The organism is Gordonia sp. UBA7599 (assembly GCA_002477755.1).
GTDB lineage: Bacteria > Actinomycetota > Actinomycetes > Mycobacteriales > Mycobacteriaceae > Gordonia.
In genome coordinates this window covers 20,799-36,848 of sequence record DLKD01000120.1, presented here as the reverse complement: position 1 = coordinate 36,848, position 16,050 = coordinate 20,799, and the positions used below count along the sequence as shown (strand labels likewise).

General features: G+C 69.0%; 15 protein-coding genes. 10 read left to right on the top strand and 5 right to left on the bottom strand.

The annotated features are described in order from the left end of the window. Positions 1 to 16: 16 nt before the first annotated feature. The 3 genes from B4L26_RS13640 to B4L26_RS13630 form a co-directional block, all read right to left on the bottom strand. Complete coding sequence (locus tag B4L26_RS13640) at positions 17 to 886, bottom strand: hypothetical protein (RefSeq protein WP_290719496.1); 870 nt, start codon at positions 884 to 886, stop codon at positions 17 to 19. Further along, complete coding sequence (locus B4L26_RS13635; protein WP_290719494.1) at positions 883 to 5,688, bottom strand: AAA family ATPase; 4,806 nt, start codon at positions 5,686 to 5,688, stop codon at positions 883 to 885. The genes B4L26_RS13640 and B4L26_RS13635 overlap by 4 nt, the downstream gene beginning before the upstream one ends. Positions 5,689 to 5,786: 98 nt before the next feature. After that, the gene (locus tag B4L26_RS13630) at positions 5,787 to 6,185 is read right to left on the bottom strand and encodes an IPT/TIG domain-containing protein (protein WP_290719492.1); all 399 of its coding nucleotides are present in this window, start codon (positions 6,183 to 6,185) and stop codon (positions 5,787 to 5,789) included. A gap of 151 nt (positions 6,186 to 6,336) precedes the next feature. On the opposite strand from B4L26_RS13630, the gene bioB reads away from it, so the two are divergent. From bioB to B4L26_RS13615, 3 genes are read left to right on the top strand one after another with little or no spacing between them, the layout of a single operon-like run. Continuing rightward, a complete protein-coding gene (gene bioB, locus B4L26_RS13625; protein ID WP_290719490.1) occupies positions 6,337 to 7,824 on the top strand; it encodes a biotin synthase BioB in 1,488 nt (495 codons plus the stop codon). Positions 7,825 to 7,828: 4 nt separating this feature from the next. Continuing rightward, positions 7,829 to 8,074 carry a hypothetical protein gene (locus B4L26_RS13620; protein WP_290719487.1) on the top strand — a complete coding sequence of 82 codons (246 nt, stop codon included), beginning with the start codon at positions 7,829 to 7,831 and terminating at the stop codon, positions 8,072 to 8,074. A 31-nt stretch (positions 8,075 to 8,105) separates the two neighbouring features. Then, entirely contained in the window at positions 8,106 to 8,774 is a 669-nt protein-coding gene (locus B4L26_RS13615; protein WP_290719486.1) for a DUF2567 domain-containing protein, read from the top strand. A 57-nt stretch (positions 8,775 to 8,831) separates the two neighbouring features. Here B4L26_RS13615 and B4L26_RS13610 read toward each other — a convergent pair whose 3' ends face one another. Next, a complete protein-coding gene (locus B4L26_RS13610) occupies positions 8,832 to 9,536 on the bottom strand; it encodes an NUDIX hydrolase (protein ID WP_409563532.1) in 705 nt (234 codons plus the stop codon). Positions 9,537 to 9,682: 146 nt separating this feature from the next. On the opposite strand from B4L26_RS13610, the gene nadA reads away from it, so the two are divergent. Continuing rightward, on the top strand, positions 9,683 to 10,717 hold the full coding sequence (gene nadA, locus B4L26_RS13605; RefSeq protein WP_290719484.1) for a quinolinate synthase NadA: 1,035 nt from the start codon (positions 9,683 to 9,685) through the stop codon (positions 10,715 to 10,717). Continuing rightward, positions 10,714 to 11,574, top strand: a complete 861-nt coding sequence (gene nadC / locus B4L26_RS13600; RefSeq protein WP_290719482.1) for a carboxylating nicotinate-nucleotide diphosphorylase — start codon at positions 10,714 to 10,716, stop codon at positions 11,572 to 11,574. Before nadA ends, nadC begins: the two co-directional genes overlap by 4 nt. A 62-nt stretch (positions 11,575 to 11,636) precedes the next feature. Here the strand turns inward: nadC and B4L26_RS13595 are convergent, their stop codons facing one another. Beyond that, positions 11,637 to 11,969 (bottom strand): hypothetical protein, encoded by a 333-nt coding sequence (locus tag B4L26_RS13595; protein ID WP_290719481.1) that lies wholly within the window; start codon positions 11,967 to 11,969, stop codon positions 11,637 to 11,639. A 64-nt stretch (positions 11,970 to 12,033) separates the two neighbouring features. Here B4L26_RS13595 and hisD point away from each other — a divergent pair, with 64 nt between their 5' ends. The 5 genes from hisD to B4L26_RS13570 are packed head-to-tail and all read left to right on the top strand — an operon-like array spanning position 12,034 to position 16,022. Then, positions 12,034 to 13,365: a histidinol dehydrogenase gene (hisD, locus tag B4L26_RS13590; protein WP_290719479.1), complete on the top strand. Its 1,332-nt coding sequence runs from the start codon at positions 12,034 to 12,036 to the stop codon at positions 13,363 to 13,365. Further along, positions 13,362 to 14,483, top strand: a complete 1,122-nt coding sequence (locus tag B4L26_RS13585) for a histidinol-phosphate transaminase (protein ID WP_290719478.1) — start codon at positions 13,362 to 13,364, stop codon at positions 14,481 to 14,483. Before hisD ends, B4L26_RS13585 begins: the two co-directional genes overlap by 4 nt. Further along, positions 14,483 to 15,121, top strand: a complete 639-nt coding sequence (hisB, locus tag B4L26_RS13580) for an imidazoleglycerol-phosphate dehydratase HisB (protein ID WP_290719477.1) — start codon at positions 14,483 to 14,485, stop codon at positions 15,119 to 15,121. The genes B4L26_RS13585 and hisB overlap by 1 nt, the downstream gene beginning before the upstream one ends. Beyond that, positions 15,118 to 15,759 (top strand): imidazole glycerol phosphate synthase subunit HisH, encoded by a 642-nt coding sequence (gene hisH / locus B4L26_RS13575; protein ID WP_290719474.1) that lies wholly within the window; start codon positions 15,118 to 15,120, stop codon positions 15,757 to 15,759. Before hisB ends, hisH begins: the two co-directional genes overlap by 4 nt. Next, complete coding sequence (locus tag B4L26_RS13570) at positions 15,756 to 16,022, top strand: hypothetical protein (RefSeq protein ID WP_290719471.1); 267 nt, start codon at positions 15,756 to 15,758, stop codon at positions 16,020 to 16,022. The genes hisH and B4L26_RS13570 overlap by 4 nt, the downstream gene beginning before the upstream one ends. Positions 16,023 to 16,050 lie beyond the last annotated feature (28 nt).

Below are 16,050 nucleotides of genomic sequence, written 5' to 3'. Positions count from 1 at the left end.
GGTGCCGTAAACCCGATTACGGAATCTGTGATCCGCCAACGCTTGACCGCGCGACATCCACACGCGGCTCGACGTCGAAGAAGTGCACATCGGAGGGCATCCCCAGGTAGCCCCATACGATGCTGCGCACCATACCCGCGAAGGGGCGTTCGGACGCACCAAGCGCCCGGATGCGCGCGAGGAGCTCGTCGCGCTCACGCTGCGTCACCGCTTCGCCGTATGCATCAATCAACTCCCCAACATGCGCCGCGACAAAGAAGCGCGCGCGCTGGAGTACGTCCCGGTGAAGCCCGCAGGTGCGTATCGTCTCGGCACCGCGGGTGGTCTTCGCGAGGATGTAGCCCTCGTCGTCGAAGGACAGATGCTCCTCGGGGTCGTCGTCGAAGGGATTGAGCAGCAGCGGCGACTCCCGCGCCTCGCAACCTTGCGTCACCCTGCGTGGTGTACCTCCCGCGCAGGGAAACAGATTGCCCTTGTAGTGTCCGTTGCAGCGCTCGCAGGTGAGCACCCAGTTCTCCCAGGTGTAGGCGAGCCACCAATAGCCGGGGCGCGCAACCTCCCGCGCGGTGCCTCGATCCGCGGGCGCGACCACACACCGCGGCACCGACGCGGCGAGCGGCGGGAGCTCGGTAAGGGCGGTCTTCGGGCGGTAGTGATCCATCTCCAGCGACGCGCAGGCCCTGGGATCGCCCTCGCAGTACATGCACTTGGTGTCTCGGGTCGAGGGCCCTTCGAACGCGCGCTTGAAGCGCCGCCAGCCATTGCAGGGGAAGTCCTTCTCCTTCAGCTCGCCCGCTTCATCGAGCGTGCGCCGCACCTTCTCCCGCGCATCCTGCACCAGCGCGTCGAAGTCCGAAGGCGGCACGGGGCGACGCAGACGGATCACGACGTCCCCGACTTCCTCGCGGCCTCCTGACGCGCCGTAGCCTCGCGCGCAAGCACCTCCTGCACATGGGCGCGCATCGCTGCGCGCGCCTCGGGTGTCTGGGCCGCGCCGGGCGTCCTCGGCATCGACGCGAGCACGTTGTGGGCGATGCGCTCCAGCGCCGTGTCGCCAAAGCGCTTGAGTCGTCGACGGAGTTCGTCCTCCAGCGCACGAAGCTCCGGCGCGCCAAACGAGGCGCCCCCACGCAACGCCTGCTGGTGCTCCTCGTAGAGCGCGAGCGTCTCGGGGTCGGTGGTGGTCGTCAGCCCGAACCACATCCCCGTGAGCAACTCGTCGACCCTCACCCCCGCAGGCAGATCAAGCGGTCGCACCTCGGTGCAGTCGTCCACGCGCCGCATCACATGAATGTCCCCCGCCCGTGCGCCGAGCAGCGTGGTGGGGTTGTGCGTCGTCACAACGAAGGTCATGCGCGGGAAGAAGTTTCGGATGCGCGGCAACACGTCGTACTGCCAACGCGGGTGCAGGTGGAGGTCGATCTCATCCAGCAGCACGACGCCGGTCATCACCGTGTTGAAGCGCCGCGGAATCGATCGCCCCGCTTTCCGCCGCGGCTCGACCCAGCGCGCCATGAGGTCGACCGTCCAGCCCATCATCGTGATGTAGCCGTCGCTCAAGGCTTCGAGCGGCGCCTCACCGACGCCGTCACCGTAGAGCATCACCTCATCGCCGCGGATGTCGATGCGCGTGACGCCATCGAGCACCCCGGTGCCGGGCTTGTCGGGAGGCCCACAGAGTACCTCCAGCACCGCACTGAGCACGGCGTGGGCCTCGCCCTCGGGGTCGGCCTCCTGCAGCTCCGCGAGCTTGCGTCGCGTCAGCCAGTGCGACGCGGGGAGCAGCCCCACGGCAGTCTCCTCGAAGAGCGTCGCCACGTTGAACGCCGGCTCGAGGTTCACCTCGCGCTCGGGCCCCCCGAACGCGCTGCCCCGCTTGCAACCGTAGGCCACGATGAAGGGCCGCACGCCGTCGCCTTCCTGCGCGATGGTGGTGTCTCCGTTCGCCCGCGTGAGCTGCGCGACGAAGGTCCCCCCTGAGGTGTCGACCTCGACCCGTGCGTGGTCGGCGTTCACGCGACACCACGGGGCGCTTGCCCGCGCGACGACTCCGCCAACGACATCCCGCGGCGCGAGGGCGAAGGCCAGCGCGCGAAGCAGTGTGCTCTTGCCGACGCCGTTCTCGCCGATGACCACGAGCCAGGGCGCGCCGTCGTCGCGAGATCGCAGGGTAAGCTCGACGGCGTCGATGCCACGCAGCGCACGAACCGCAATGCGTCGGAGCTCGACCACGGCATCGTCCGACGGCGCCTGTACGTCCGCGGGTGGGGCGAACAGCGACCGCGGCGACGGGGCGACGAAGTGCAACGCGGCCCAGGTGTGGGGATCGTCCAGGGCCGTGGGGATGCGACGCGCGCGGAGGTAATGTGCAGCAGCGCGACGATGCTGCGGCAGAACGCGCGCCGACCGATGCAGCAGGAGCGCCACGAGTTCGGTCGGCCACTTCGCCGTGCGTGGATCAAGATGCTGCACCAGAACGGGCACCATCCTCTCAGCCAGCTCCGGTGTCTCAAACACTGCTCGCACCTGATCGAGCTCCGACGGCGTCACGACCCCCAACTGACGGACTCGCAGGAGCAGGATGCAGGTACGGATGGCGACGTCATCACAATGTTCAGGCACCAGGAGAGCGCGCGGAATCGGTGTCGACGGCTCCACCGGCAACAGCGCGAGCACCTTGAGAAGGCCGAACGGAGAGGGCACATCGAGGAGGCCGCGAACGATCGCATTCGCGATGCCGCGAACCCCCACGATCGATTCCAACATGAGTTCGGGCGTCCATACATCGCCTCGACCCACACGTTCGAGCACACGCAGCCATGCCCCGGTTTCCTGAGGCATCACGTGCGGGAGAAACGCACCGAGCGGTAGCGCCTCGCCCCCCGCTGTAGCGACCTCACGCACCTGCTCATACCACCCGTCCCAATCATCGATCTCCCACGCGAGACCAATCGACCAGCCGTTGACGAGCAGACGCGCAAGTTCCCGTCGTGGGCCCGGCGCCGCGCGTTCAAATATCGCCATCAACGCCCGCGTCCACCGGAGCCAAACCCTTGCGTCGGTGTCGCCAGTGAATGTCACCCCATTCGTCGACCAGACCGCGCCACGTGCCGCAATATCTGCTCCGAAGGGCCACGAGTCATCGACGAGCCAGGAGCGAAGATCCTTCTCGTCCATCCCCTCTAGCGACCACCGCTCTTGCGCAGCGCGCCAGGCATCGGCGTCACCCAGAGCCCCGCGTGCCGCGCGCCGGGCGAGTCGGCGAAGTTCGTCTGAATCTACCGCGCTACGCAAACACGCGGCGAGCGGCCACGGCGCCCTGTCAGCCAGGGCGCGAAGCGCGGCACGATCGTCATTTGCAAGCACATCGAGCGCCTCACCCAATGTGCGCGCGGAGGGCGACTGCCAGAACGGCACAGCATGGAGAAAGGCGCTCCAGGCCGCGGAAGGGCCATCAGGCACGGCGAAATCGACACCGGGCTTCGGCTCCTGAACGGGAACGGACGCCACGCTGAATCCTACTTTGACGCCATCCAGACTGCACTGGATCGGTGGCAACCACGACCCCCACCCGAGCCCCTTGAGCAGCATCAACAACGGATGTCTTTGTTTGCCGATTGGCAGCGCCCACGCGCTGTCGAGCAACGGCCACGGATCCACATTCCAGACCCAGTCATCCGCATGTGCGAACAGCCACGATGGCACCGGCATCCCGTGGCCAGACACCAGCTCCTTCGCGAGCGCTCCGCACGACGCTCTGTCCGTCGGCCAGTGCGCCTCCATGAGCGCAACGGCAAACAACGGCGCACCGCGTCGCTCCAATTCCAGCAACGCGTGCCACCCAGCCTCCCGCCGCGCCTCGTCGCGCAGCGCCGCGTCGAACTCCTCGCGCACCACCGCGCCGAGTTCGTCCGCCGTCGCCGCTTCGCGCAGCAGCCCCGCGAGCAGCTCGGCGAGCGCCTGCCACCCCCACGCGTCAGCGACGTGGAGCACACCGAACGCACGCCGTACCAGGCCCTCCATGTATCGCGGAAACGACGCCGCCGAGCCGTCCCGCAGCACGCCGATCGCGAGCATCGCACCAGCGCGCACCCACACACCGGGCGCCTCGGGCGGCCCCGCGTCGAGGCCGTCGCACAGACCGAGCACGAGGTCCTCAGAGAGTTCCCCTGGCTGCGCGAAGAGGCGGCTCAGCGCGAAGAGCAACACGTTGCGCCAGTGGGGCGACGCCGCGACGGCGCGGAGGCGATCGGCGACATGTTCACGCGCGGAGAGCAGCGCCTCGGCCGCCATGAACTCCTGAAACGACCGCAGTTCGAAGCTCCACCAGCCGGGCTCGTTCTCCACGAGCAGCACCAGCCGCTCACGCGCCGCCCGCTCGATTTCCTCCGTCGCCCGCCGGAGCGCGTCGTCCTTGAGCCCCTGCGGCCCTGCGAGCCAGCCCTGCACGATGGCGCGCAGCGCCGACTGCGTCATGCGTGCGTCCTGCGTCTCGCTCATCACCTGCAGGTGCAACGCAGCCTGCGCGTGAATCGCGTCGATGGCCGGATGCCACCGACGCAGCACCTCCGCCGCGGCGTGGTCGCGGTCGAGCTCACGCTCGTAGAGCGTGGCGTAGTAGTCGCGAAAGAGCCGCCACCGTTCCACCGGTGCGCGTGAGATGCGCCCGAAGAGCGCCACCAGGATGGTGACCTGCAAGGGCGTGCGAAACATCTCCGTCGCGGCCCCTTCGCGAGCGGCAGTCGTCAGGCGGCGACGGAGCCGATCGGCGCGGTCGACGTCGGCACCGCACCACGCTTTGATGAGGCGCTCGCCGTAGGTGACGGCCTCTTCCGGCGTAAGGTTCCGCAACGTGAGCGTCGGAACGTCCCCAAACTCCCGCCCATAGCCCGTGGGCCGCGTGGCGACGAGCACGCGCCCGAGGCCCTCGGGCATCGCCCTGAGGAAGTCGCGCACCGCGTCGACCACACGTCCCCGCGCCTCGGCGGCGCCAAGCTCGTCGAGGCCGTCGAGCACGAGCTGCCAGGGATGGCACAGAAGCCATGCGCGAAGCGAGGCTTCGGCCAGGCGCTCTCCCGTGTGGCGAACGATGCGGGCGCAGAGGAAACCCTCCAGCGTGCGTTCGAAGCCGGGGTTCTCGTCGCCCACGAGCCAGTCGGCGCAGCGTGGAACTGGCACGTGGAGCGGCCAGCGCACCTCCGTCACCTCGAAGTCCAGCGCCTTTGCATGTTCGAGAAACGCGTCGAGCCTGGGTGCGGTCTCGTCCGTGAGTTCGTCGCGTGCGTCGCGGAGGAGGGCGGCCCGGTGCAATTGGAGCAGGAAGTGCCCGACGGTCGTCTTGCCCTGACCGGGGCCGCCCACCAGCGCCACCCAGGGCTCGGGAAGGCGCACGGAGAAGCCGCCGTCGTCGCGCGCCGGATCGTCCGTAGCGACCTCACGTGAAGGCGTCTCCTCGCGCAGGAGCTGCCGCAGCACCGGCGGGGGATCGCCGTGGCTGCCGAGGCGCGGCACCAGCCAACCCTCGCAGGGCAGATCGACGAACACCCGCCCCAGCGGAACGCGAGCATCCTGGGCGAAGCGTGCGCCGTCGAGCCGCGCGTAGAACCAGGTGTCGAACTCCCGCGCCACCCAGCGTCGCAGCACCCGTCCCGTTGCGGCCTCGTCGGGGCGTGGTGCTACGTCGGTCATTGGGTGTCGGCGCGGTTTGGGGGGCGTCGGGCGCTGAAGCGTTCGCGATTACGGGTGCCGTAAACCCGATTACGGCGCCCGTAATCCGCGGTCGTCGCTCACAGGCGGCGCTGGAGCTCGCTGCCGGGCGTGTCGGTCTGCCCGCGGCGGTACTGGAAGGCCCCGCGGAGCACGTAGCTCCTGCCCTCGTTGGTGAGGATGAACACGTCGATCGGATGCCCCTGGTCGGCCTCCCGCGACTCCGGCGTGCGGAACACGATGGTCTCGTCGTCGGCGATGCCCACCTCGGTGGCCACCTTCGCGCCAATGCGAACCTCCAGGCCCCCGAGCGCGCGGAACCCGCTCCCCAGGATGCGCACCTCCTCGCCGCCGCTCGGCTTGCCCGAGCGCGGGAGCATGTCACGGAAGAACACCCCTTCCTTCTTGCACCCTGCGCTCCCGAGCGCCGAGAGCATCGAGAGGGCGACCACCGCGTGACGGATACGACCGAGACCCATCGAACGACACTCCTCCGTCCGCGACGCGCCACCAGCGGCGCCACACGGACTACAGCGGGCCGAACGCTATGCCGTCTCGCACCGCAGGGTCAACAGCGAACGCGGGCGCTTCCCTCCGCCACCGCTTCTCGTGCACCCTCCACGGCCCGCCATGAGCACCGCCGAGCCGTGGACCATCTCCCGCGTCGTCGCCTGGACCGCGAAGGATCTCGCCGCCCGCGGCATCGACTCGTCGCGCCTCGACGCCGAGCTGCTCATCGCCCACGCGCTCAAGCTCCGTCGCCTCGACCTGTACCTCCGCTTCGACCAGCCGCTCCTCGACGCCGAGCTCGCTGACATCCGCGCCCTCATCGCGCGCCGACGGAAGTTCGAGCCCGTGGCGTACATCCTGGGCGTGCGGGAGTTCTACGGGCGGGCCTTCGCGGTCGATCGCCGGGTGCTGATTCCCCGACCCGAGACCGAAGGCGTCATCGAGGCCGCGCTGGCGCTGCTCCCGCCGCGTGAAGAAGGCCGCGTCGTGCGGGTGCTGGAGATCGGCCCTGGCAGCGGCGCCATCGCCATCACCCTCGCCTGCGAGCGCCCCGACGTGCACGTCGACGCCGTGGAGCTCTCGGGCTCCGCCGCCGAGGTGACGCGCGCCAACGCTGCGAAGCACGACGTGAGCGCCCGCGTGCAGGTGCTCGACGACGGCAAGGGCCTGTCACAGGAGCAGGTGCTGACTGTGCTGCAGCTGCCAGACGAGCGGCTCGAGGAGCTGCTGGCCCTGGCGCACGACGTCCGGATGCGCTGGTGCGGACCGGAGGTCGAGGTCGAGGGCATCATCTCGCTGAAGACCGGCGGATGCCCCGAGGACTGCCACTTCTGCTCGCAGTCGGGCCTGTTCGCCTCGCCGGTGCGCAGTGCGTGGATCGACATTCCGTCCCTGGTGGAGGCCGCCAAGCAGACCGCGAAGACCGGCGCGACCGAATTCTGCATCGTCGCGGCTGTACGCGGCCCGGACAAGCGCCTGATGAGCCAGGTCGCCGCCGGCATCGAGGCGATCCGCAACGAGGTGGACATCCAGATCGCGTGCAGCCTGGGCATGCTCACCCAAGAGCAGGTCGACGAGCTCGCTGCGATGGGTGTGCACCGCTACAACCACAACCTGGAGACCGCTCGCTCGCATTTCCCCAACGTCGTCACCACCCACTCGTGGGAGGAGCGCTGGGACACGCTGCGCATGGTGCGCGATGCCGGGATGGAGGTGTGCTGCGGCGGCATCCTCGGCATGGGTGAGTCGCTGGAGCAGCGGGCCGAGTTCGCCGCCAACCTTGCCGAGCTCGAGCCCGACGAGGTGCCGTTGAACTTCCTCAACCCGCGTCCGGGCACGCCCTTCGGCGATTTGGACGTCCTGCCGGCCGCCGAGGCGCTCAAGGCCGTCGCCGCCTTCCGCCTCGCCCTGCCGCGGACCATCCTGCGGTTCGCCGGCGGGCGGGAGATCACGCTGGGCGACCTGGGCGCCGAGCAGGGCATCCTGGGCGGTATCAACGCCGTCATCGTCGGCAACTACCTCACGACGCTCGGTCGTCCAGCCGAGGCCGACCTCGACCTCCTGGAGTCGTTGTCGATGCCCATCAAGGCGCTCAACGACACCCTCTGACGCGATGACCCCCGCCGACACCGTTCCCGGGCCACTGGCCGCGCCGCACCGCTACGGGGTGTACACCGGTATCGAGACGCAGTTGCAGAGCGACGACCAGGTCCCCACCACCGCACGGCTGGGGTTGGAACCGCCACGCTACTGCGGTCAGTGTGGCCGGCGGATGGTCGTGCAGGTGCGCCCCGACGGTTGGCGGGCGCGGTGCTCCCGTCACGGCGAGGTGGATTCGAAGGAACTGGAGCAGCGATGACGGGGGAGCGGCAGATGACAGGGGAACAGCGATGACCCAACCGGTGATGCTCGCCCCCGGTCCGGAGTTCGGTCAGCCCGTCGCCACGGGCCATCGGGCCACCGCGTGGCGCGCCAACGTCGTGGACTCGGTTCAGTTGATCCGCGTGCTGGCCGGCCTCGTGGTGGTCAGCGTCGCTGGCGCCGTGGTGTGGGCCTTCGTCGCCCCGATGCCGACCGGCGTCGTTTTGCGCCGCGGTTACGCGACGGTGCCGGCCGACCAGATGGGCCGCTACTTCGACGCGATCGGTTGGTTCAGCCTGGGCCTGCTGACGATCGGTTTCATCGGCGGTTCGGTGTTCTGGTGGACGGCCCGAACGTGGCGCGGACCGCTCGGCGCGATCGGGCTGGCGGCGATGACGGTGGTGGCCTCGGGACTGGCGATCGAGATCGCACTCACCGTGACGCGGATCCGGTTGCCCGATCCGAATGCGCTGGATGCCGGCGCGACCTTCGAGCACGCGCCGAAGCTGTGGATGGCGGCGCCGCTCGACGGTGCGGTCGGGGCACCGGGAATCCTGCTCATCCTCATGCCGACGATGGCCGTGTTGGTCTACCTGTTCCACGCCCTGGTCGCCCCCGACGCGACGCTCGACGCGGACAGCGTCGACGGCGACAGCATTGAGGACGTCACCGTCGTCGTGCCGAGCCAGTCCGTCTGATCCGCCGACCGAGCCCGAATCCGCGGCGACTGAGCCCGAATCCGCGCCGACCGAGCCCTACAAAGGTGGACGCAGTGTCGCGAATTCGTCGGTGACACGCAGCGTCGAGTCGGCGAACCGGTACAGCGCGGGCGGTCGGCCGCCGCCGCGGGTGCGGCGGACCCCGCCCGTCGCGGTGATCACGGCGCGGCGCGAGAGGATTCGCAACAGGTTCGTCGTGTCGACCGGGTAGCCCAGCGCGGCGCCGTAAACCTCCGACAACTCCGACATCGGGAATTCGGTGGGCGCCAGGGCGAAGGCGATGTTGGTGTAGGAGAGCTTGCCCGCGAGGCGGTGCCGTGCCGCCGCGACGATGGCGGCGTGGTCGGCGATCAGGGGCGGCAGGTCGTCGGCGGGGTGCCACTGCGCGCCCATGGCCTGCGTTGGCGGCCGCACCAGGCACAGATAGGTCGACGCGACGATTCGCACTCCCGGCACACGGTGCGGATCGTCGAACACCTCCAATTGTTCGAGGTGTGCGACACCGACGACCCCGGCCTGGTCCCGTAGTCGGGTCAACGCGGTGTCGGCGAGCTCGGCGTCGCCGACGATGGGGCCGCCGGGCAGCGCCCAGTTGTCGGATTCAGGCTCGCGCACGAGCAGGACCTGCAGCTGGGCGGTATCGCCGTCGTCGTCGCCCACGCTGACGCGCAGCACCGCCGACCGCACCTCCAGCCGCACGACGGCGGAGGCGTCGTCGTCGGGGGTCACGTGGCCGATCATAGGGTGCTCTCCAATCGTGACGTCCGTGGCGCGCTGGCCGGTTGCGGGAATCATCGTCGAATCCGTGGTGTTACCATGGAAGTAGTTTTCGACCCACAGTCGAAAATACCTGAATCGCCCAGCCCGGTGGCGAAGGAGGAACGACGATGAGCATCACCACCGACTTCTCGAGCACACTGTCGTGGATCGACGGCCCGACCGGTTACACCGGCATCGAGGCGACCCCGGAGTGGGCCGACGAGGTGCGCCGCCTCGCGAAGGCGCGCAACGCGACGATCCTTGCGCACAATTACCAGCTCCCAGCCATCCAGGACATCGCCGACCACACCGGTGACTCACTGGCCCTGTCGCGCATCGCCGCGGAGGCCGACGAGGACGAGATCATCTTCTGCGGCGTGCACTTCATGGCCGAGACCGCGAAGATCCTCAGCCCCGACAAGCGCGTGATGATTCCCGACGCCCGCGCCGGCTGCTCGTTGGCGGACTCGATCACCGCCGAGGACCTGCGTGCGTGGAAGGCCGAGTTCCCCGACGCCGTGGTCGTGTCGTACGTGAACACGACCGCTGAGGTCAAGGGCCTCACCGATATCTGCTGCACGTCGAGCAATGCCGTCGACGTCGTCGCCTCCATCGACCCCGACCGGGACGTGCTGTTCTTGCCCGACCAGTTCCTCGGGGCCCATGTGAAGCGCCAGACCGGCCGCGACAACATCCACATCTGGGCCGGCGAGTGCCACGTGCACGCCGGGATAAACGGCGACGAGCTCGCCGAGCAGGCAGAGAGCCATCCCGATGCAGACCTGTTCATCCACCCCGAGTGCGGCTGCGCCACGTCGGCGCTGTATCTCGCCGGCGAGGGGGCCGTGCCCGCGGACAAGGTGAAGATCCTGTCCACCGGCGGGATGCTCGACGCCGCACGGGAGACCAAGGCCAGCCAGGTCCTCGTCGCCACGGAGATCGGCATGCTGCACCAGTTGCGCAAGGCTGCCCCGGGGGTCGACTTCCAGCCGGTCAACGGTCGTGCGTCGTGCCCGTACATGAAGATGATCACCCCGGCCGCGCTGCTGCGCTGCCTGGTGACCGGCCAGGACGAGGTCGACGTCGATCTCGACGTCGCGGCCAAGGCACGCGCCAGCGTCGAGAAGATGATCGCGATCGGCAACCCCGGCTCCGGCGAATGACGGGTGCCGACACGGGCGTGACCGACGAGGTGCGGGCACTCATCCGCACTGCCCTCGACGAGGATCTGCGGTACGGCCCCGACATCACCACGGTCGCGACGATCCCCGCTGATGCGGTCGTCGATGCGGCGATCGTCAGCCGTGATCACGGTGTGGTCGCCGGCGTTGGAGTCGCGCGTGCCGTTTTCGACGAGGTGATCGGCGCGGACCGCTACGAAGTCACCGCCGAACTTCCTGACGGCCATCGGGTGGAGCCCGGGCAGGTCGTGCTGGCGTTGCGCGCGCCCACCAGGGAACTCTTGACGGCCGAGCGCACCGCTCTGAATCTGCTGTGCCACTTGTCGGGCATCGCGACGGCGACTTCGGCGTGGGTGGAAGCGGTCGAGGGGACCGGCGCGGCGATCCGCGACTCCCGCAAGACGCTGCCGGGGTTGCGCTTCCTGCAGAAGGCCGCCGTCCGGGCCGGCGGTGGGGTCAACCACCGCATGGGTCTGGGTGATGAGGCGCTGATCAAGGACAACCATGTGGCCGCCGTCGGTTCGGTGGCAGCGGCACTGCAGGCGGTGCGCGAGGCGGCGCCCGACCTCCCCGTCGAAGTCGAGGTCGACTCGCTCGAGCAGCTCGACGAGGTGCTGGAACTGAAGCCGACGCTGGTCCTGCTCGACAACTTCCCGCTGTGGGCGACGCAGATGGCAGTCACGCGCCGCAACACCCGGTCGCCGGAGACGAAACTGGAGAGCTCGGGCGGGCTCACCCTCGACGTTGCCGCCGACTACGCCAAGACCGGCGTCGACTATCTGGCCGTCGGTGCGCTGACCCACTCGGTGACGGTTCTGGATCTCGGCCTGGACATGTGAGACGACTCCGCGAGGCCCCAGGGCTGACGGTGGTAATACTGTATTACCGGCGCTAGGGTTGATCACATGGATTGATCTCCTCCGCGTTGCTCGAGGTGGAACTCGACCGCGTCGCATCCCGAGAGGGAATTGACCGGTCGATAATCGACGATGCGCTCGACGGCATCTACCTCGCCATGGTCGATCAGCCGGTGCTGGATCGCGCCGCTGGGCTTCAGTTCCACATCAAGACCCTCGACGCCATCCACCTGGCGACCGCAGCCGTGCTGAATGAGGAGATGCCGGGCCTGCAAGTCCTCAGCTGTGATCGTCGCGTCCTCGACGGAGCCGCGCACCTGGGGTTGGGGTGTGTCGGGAGCGTCTGAAACGCCGATCCGGACGTGGTCGGCGGGCACGACGAAATGTGCTTGGCCCGACCACATATCCTGGTAGCAGCCCCGACAACCTCCAGGAGTCACGATGCTCTCGCGCACCGACCTCCGCGGTACGACGCCGACCGCAGCCCAGCTGCGCCGCGCGCTGCCCCGCGGCGGTACCGACGTCAATGCCGTGCTGCCCACGGTCACGCCGGTCATCGAGGACGTCAAGGCCCATGGCGCCAGCGCGGCACTGGACTACGGCGAGCGTTTCGACAAGGTGCGCCCGACATCGGTGCGCGTCCCCGCGCAGGTCATCGCCGACGCGGCGGCGAGCCTTGATCCCGCGGTCACCGCGGCTCTGCGCGAATCGATCACCCGTGCCCGGGCGGTGCATGCCGACCAGCGTCGGGCGACCGTGACCACGCAGGTGGCCCCTGGCGGTCAGGTCGCCGAGAAGTGGGTCCCCGTCCGTCGGGTGGGCCTCTACGTGCCCGGTGGCAACGCCGTTTACCCGTCGAGCGTCGTGATGAACGTCGTCCCGGCCCAGGCGGCCGGGGTGCAGTCGCTGGTCGTCGCGTCACCGCCTCAAGCCGACTTCGGCGGCTGGCCGCACCCGACGATCCTCGCCGCCTGTGCGCTGCTGGGCGTCGACGAGGTGTGGGCCGTCGGTGGCGCGCAGGGCGTCGCCCTGCTGGCCTACGGCGGTAGCGACACCGATGGCGCCGAACTCGACCCCGTCGACCTCATCACCGGACCGGGCAACATCTACGTGACCGCGGCGAAGCGGCTCGTGCGGGGTGTCGTCGGGATCGACTCCGAAGCCGGCCCCACCGAGATCGCGATCCTCGCCGACGATTCCGCCGATCCGAGGCACATCGCCGCCGACCTCATCAGTCAGGCCGAACACGACGTGCTGGCCGCCTCGGTGCTGGTCACCGATAGTGAAGCCCTCGCCGACGCCGTCGACGAGCAGGTGATCGCCCAGGCCGGCGCGACCAAGCACGCGCAACGGGTCGCGCAGGCGCTGACTGGCCCGCAATCAGGGATCGTCCTGGTCGACGACCTCGACGCCGGGCTGCGCGTCGTCGACGAGTACGCCGCCGAGCACCTGGAGATCCAGACTCGCGACGCCGTCGGGGTCGCCGACCGTGTGCGCAACGCCGGCGCTGTCTTCGTCGGCCCGTACTCGCCGGTGAGCCTCGGCGACTACTGCGCCGGGTCCAACCACGTGCTCCCGACGTCGGGTTCGGCGCGGTTCGCCTCCGGACTGTCGGTGCAGACCTTCCTCAAGGGCGTCCACGTCATCGACTACGACGAGGACGCGCTCGCCGCGGTCGCGCAGCAGGTCATCACCTTGGCCGACGCCGAGGACCTGCCCGCCCACGGCGACGCCGTCAAGCAGCGTTTCGCCGCGCTGCGGGCACAGTCGTGACCGCCCCGGGCGCGGGCGCCACGCTGGCGGATCTGCCGCTGCGGGACAACCTGCGCGGCAAGCAGCCCTACGGTGCTCCGCAACTCGACGTCCCGGTGCAGCTCAACACCAACGAGAACCCGCACCCACCGTCGCAAGCACTGATCGACGACGTGGCCGAGTCGGTGCGCGCCGCGGCCGCCCAGCTGCACCGCTATCCCGACCGCGACGCCGTTGCCTTGCGGACCGACTTGGCCGAATACCTGTCGGCGGTGACCGGAACACCGCTTCAGAACGCCAACATCTGGGCGGCCAACGGCTCCAACGAGATTCTCCAGCAGCTGCTGCAGGCCTTTGGCGGCCCGGGTCGGACGGCGGTCGGGTTCGTCCCGTCGTACTCGATGCACCCGATCATCTCCGATGGCACCGATACCACGTGGATCGCAGCCAAGCGCGCGGCCGACTTCTCCCTCGACGTCGACTATGCGCTCGCCGAGATCGCGCGCCTGGCTCCCGACGTCGTGTTCCTGACGTCGCCGAACAACCCGACCGGCGCCTCGATCCCCGCCGCCGAGATCGCGGCCATTGTCGACGCGGCACCCGGGATCGTCATCGTCGACGAGGCGTATGGCGAGTTCAGCGACCAGCCCAGCGCGGTCGGATTGATCGACCGGTACCCGGCGAAGGTCGTCGTGTCGCGGACGATGAGCAAGGCGTTCGCGTTCGCCGGCGGGCGGTTGGGGTACCTGGCGGCGTCACCGGCGATCATCGACGCACTGCTGCTCGTGCGGTTGCCCTACCACCTGTCGGTGCAGACCCAGGCTGCCGCGCGTGCCGCGCTACGCCACCGTGACGAGACGCTGGCCGGCGTGGCCAGCATCGTCGCCGAGCGGATCCGCGTGGTGGCCGCGCTGAGCGCGATGGGCTACGACGTGGCGCCGTCGGACGCGAACTTCCTGCTGTTCGGTGAGTTCGCCGACCCGGCGGAGAGTTGGCAGCGCTACCTCGACAACGGCGTGTTGGTCCGCGATCCGGGAATCGGCGGCCGCCTCCGTGTCACCATCGGGTTGGAGACCGAAAACGACGCATTCCTGCGGGTCAGCGAGATGCTGGCCCCGACCGACCTAGTGAGGGTCTGATGAGCAACAGTGCCGCGCGCACCGCGCGTGTCGAGCGCACCACCCGCGAGTCGTCGATCACCGTCGAGTTGAACCTCGACGGCACCGGTGTCACCGACATCGCAACCGGCGTGCCGTTCTACGACCACATGCTGACCGCCTTCGGTCAGCACGGCAGTTTCGACCTGACCGTGGTCGCGCGCGGCGACATCGAGATCGAGGCACACCACACCGTCGAGGACACTGCCATCGTCCTTGGCCAGGCGTTCGCGCAGGCGCTCGGTGATAAAAAGGGCATCCGCCGGTTCGGCGACGCCTGGATCCCCATGGACGAGACGCTGGCGCATGCCGCCGTCGACGTTTCCGGCCGCCCGTACTTCGTGCACACCGGAGAGCCCGAGCACCTGTTGACCGCGATCATCCCGGGGGTGCAGGAGGGCGACAACGCCGGCGCACCGTACTCGACGGTCATCAACCGGCACGTGTTCGAGTCGCTCGCGCTCAATGCCCGCATCGCGCTGCACGTGCGGGTCGAATACGGCCGCGACCAGCACCACATCACCGAGGCGCAGTACAAGGCCGTGGCGCGCGCGCTGCGCCAGGCGTGCGAACCGGACCCGAGGGTCAGCGGTGTCCCGTCGACGAAGGGCAGTTTGTGACCCAACCGTCGGTGACGATTCTCGACTACGGGTCGGGCAACCTGCGCTCGGCCCAGCGCGCTCTTGAACACGTCGGCGCGGCGGTCACCGTCACCTCCGACCGGGCCGCGGCGACCGAGTGCGACGGTTTGCTCGTACCCGGCGTCGGTGCTTTCGAGGCGTGCATGGCGGGCTTCAACGATGTCGGGGGACCACAGATCGTCGGACGCCGGCTCGCCGGCGGTCGCCCGGTCCTGGGCATCTGCGTCGGCATGCAGATCATGTTCACCACCGGCGTCGAATTCGGCGTCGAGACGCCGGGCTGCGACGAGTGGCCCGGGACGGTCACCCGGCTCGACGCGCCAGTTCTGCCGCACATGGGGTGGAACACGGTGGAGGCCGCCCCGGGCTCGGTGCTGTTCGACGGGCTCGGCGCCGATGAGCGGTACTACTTCGTCCACTCCTACGCCGCGCAGGAATGGGGCTTCGACGACGAGTCGTCGCCGATCGCCGCGGCAAAACTAACCTGGGCGACTCACGGGTCGCGCTTTTTGGCCGCGGTGGAGAACGGGCCGCTCGCCGCGACCCAGTTTCACCCGGAGAAGTCTGGCGACGCCGGCCTGGCGTTGCTGTCCAACTGGTGCCGGAGCCTGACATGACACAAGCTCGCAACGAATTCTCCTTCATCCGACTGGCCCTGGTCTCGTTGGGCTCGGGCCTGCTCGTACTGGTGGTCTCGCTGCCGCTGATCTGGGCGGCATCACTGGTCCATCGGTGGTTGGCGTTGGCCGTCGCGATCGCCGCGATCGTCGGCACCGTCGCGGTCATCGGTCTTATGGCCAACCGCTACGTCAACAGCATCGCCAAGCGTGTCGAGCACTCGCGCCACATCGAGCAGACCGACCCGCCTGCGTCCGACTAGCCCACCATTGCTGCAGCCCAACCCACCC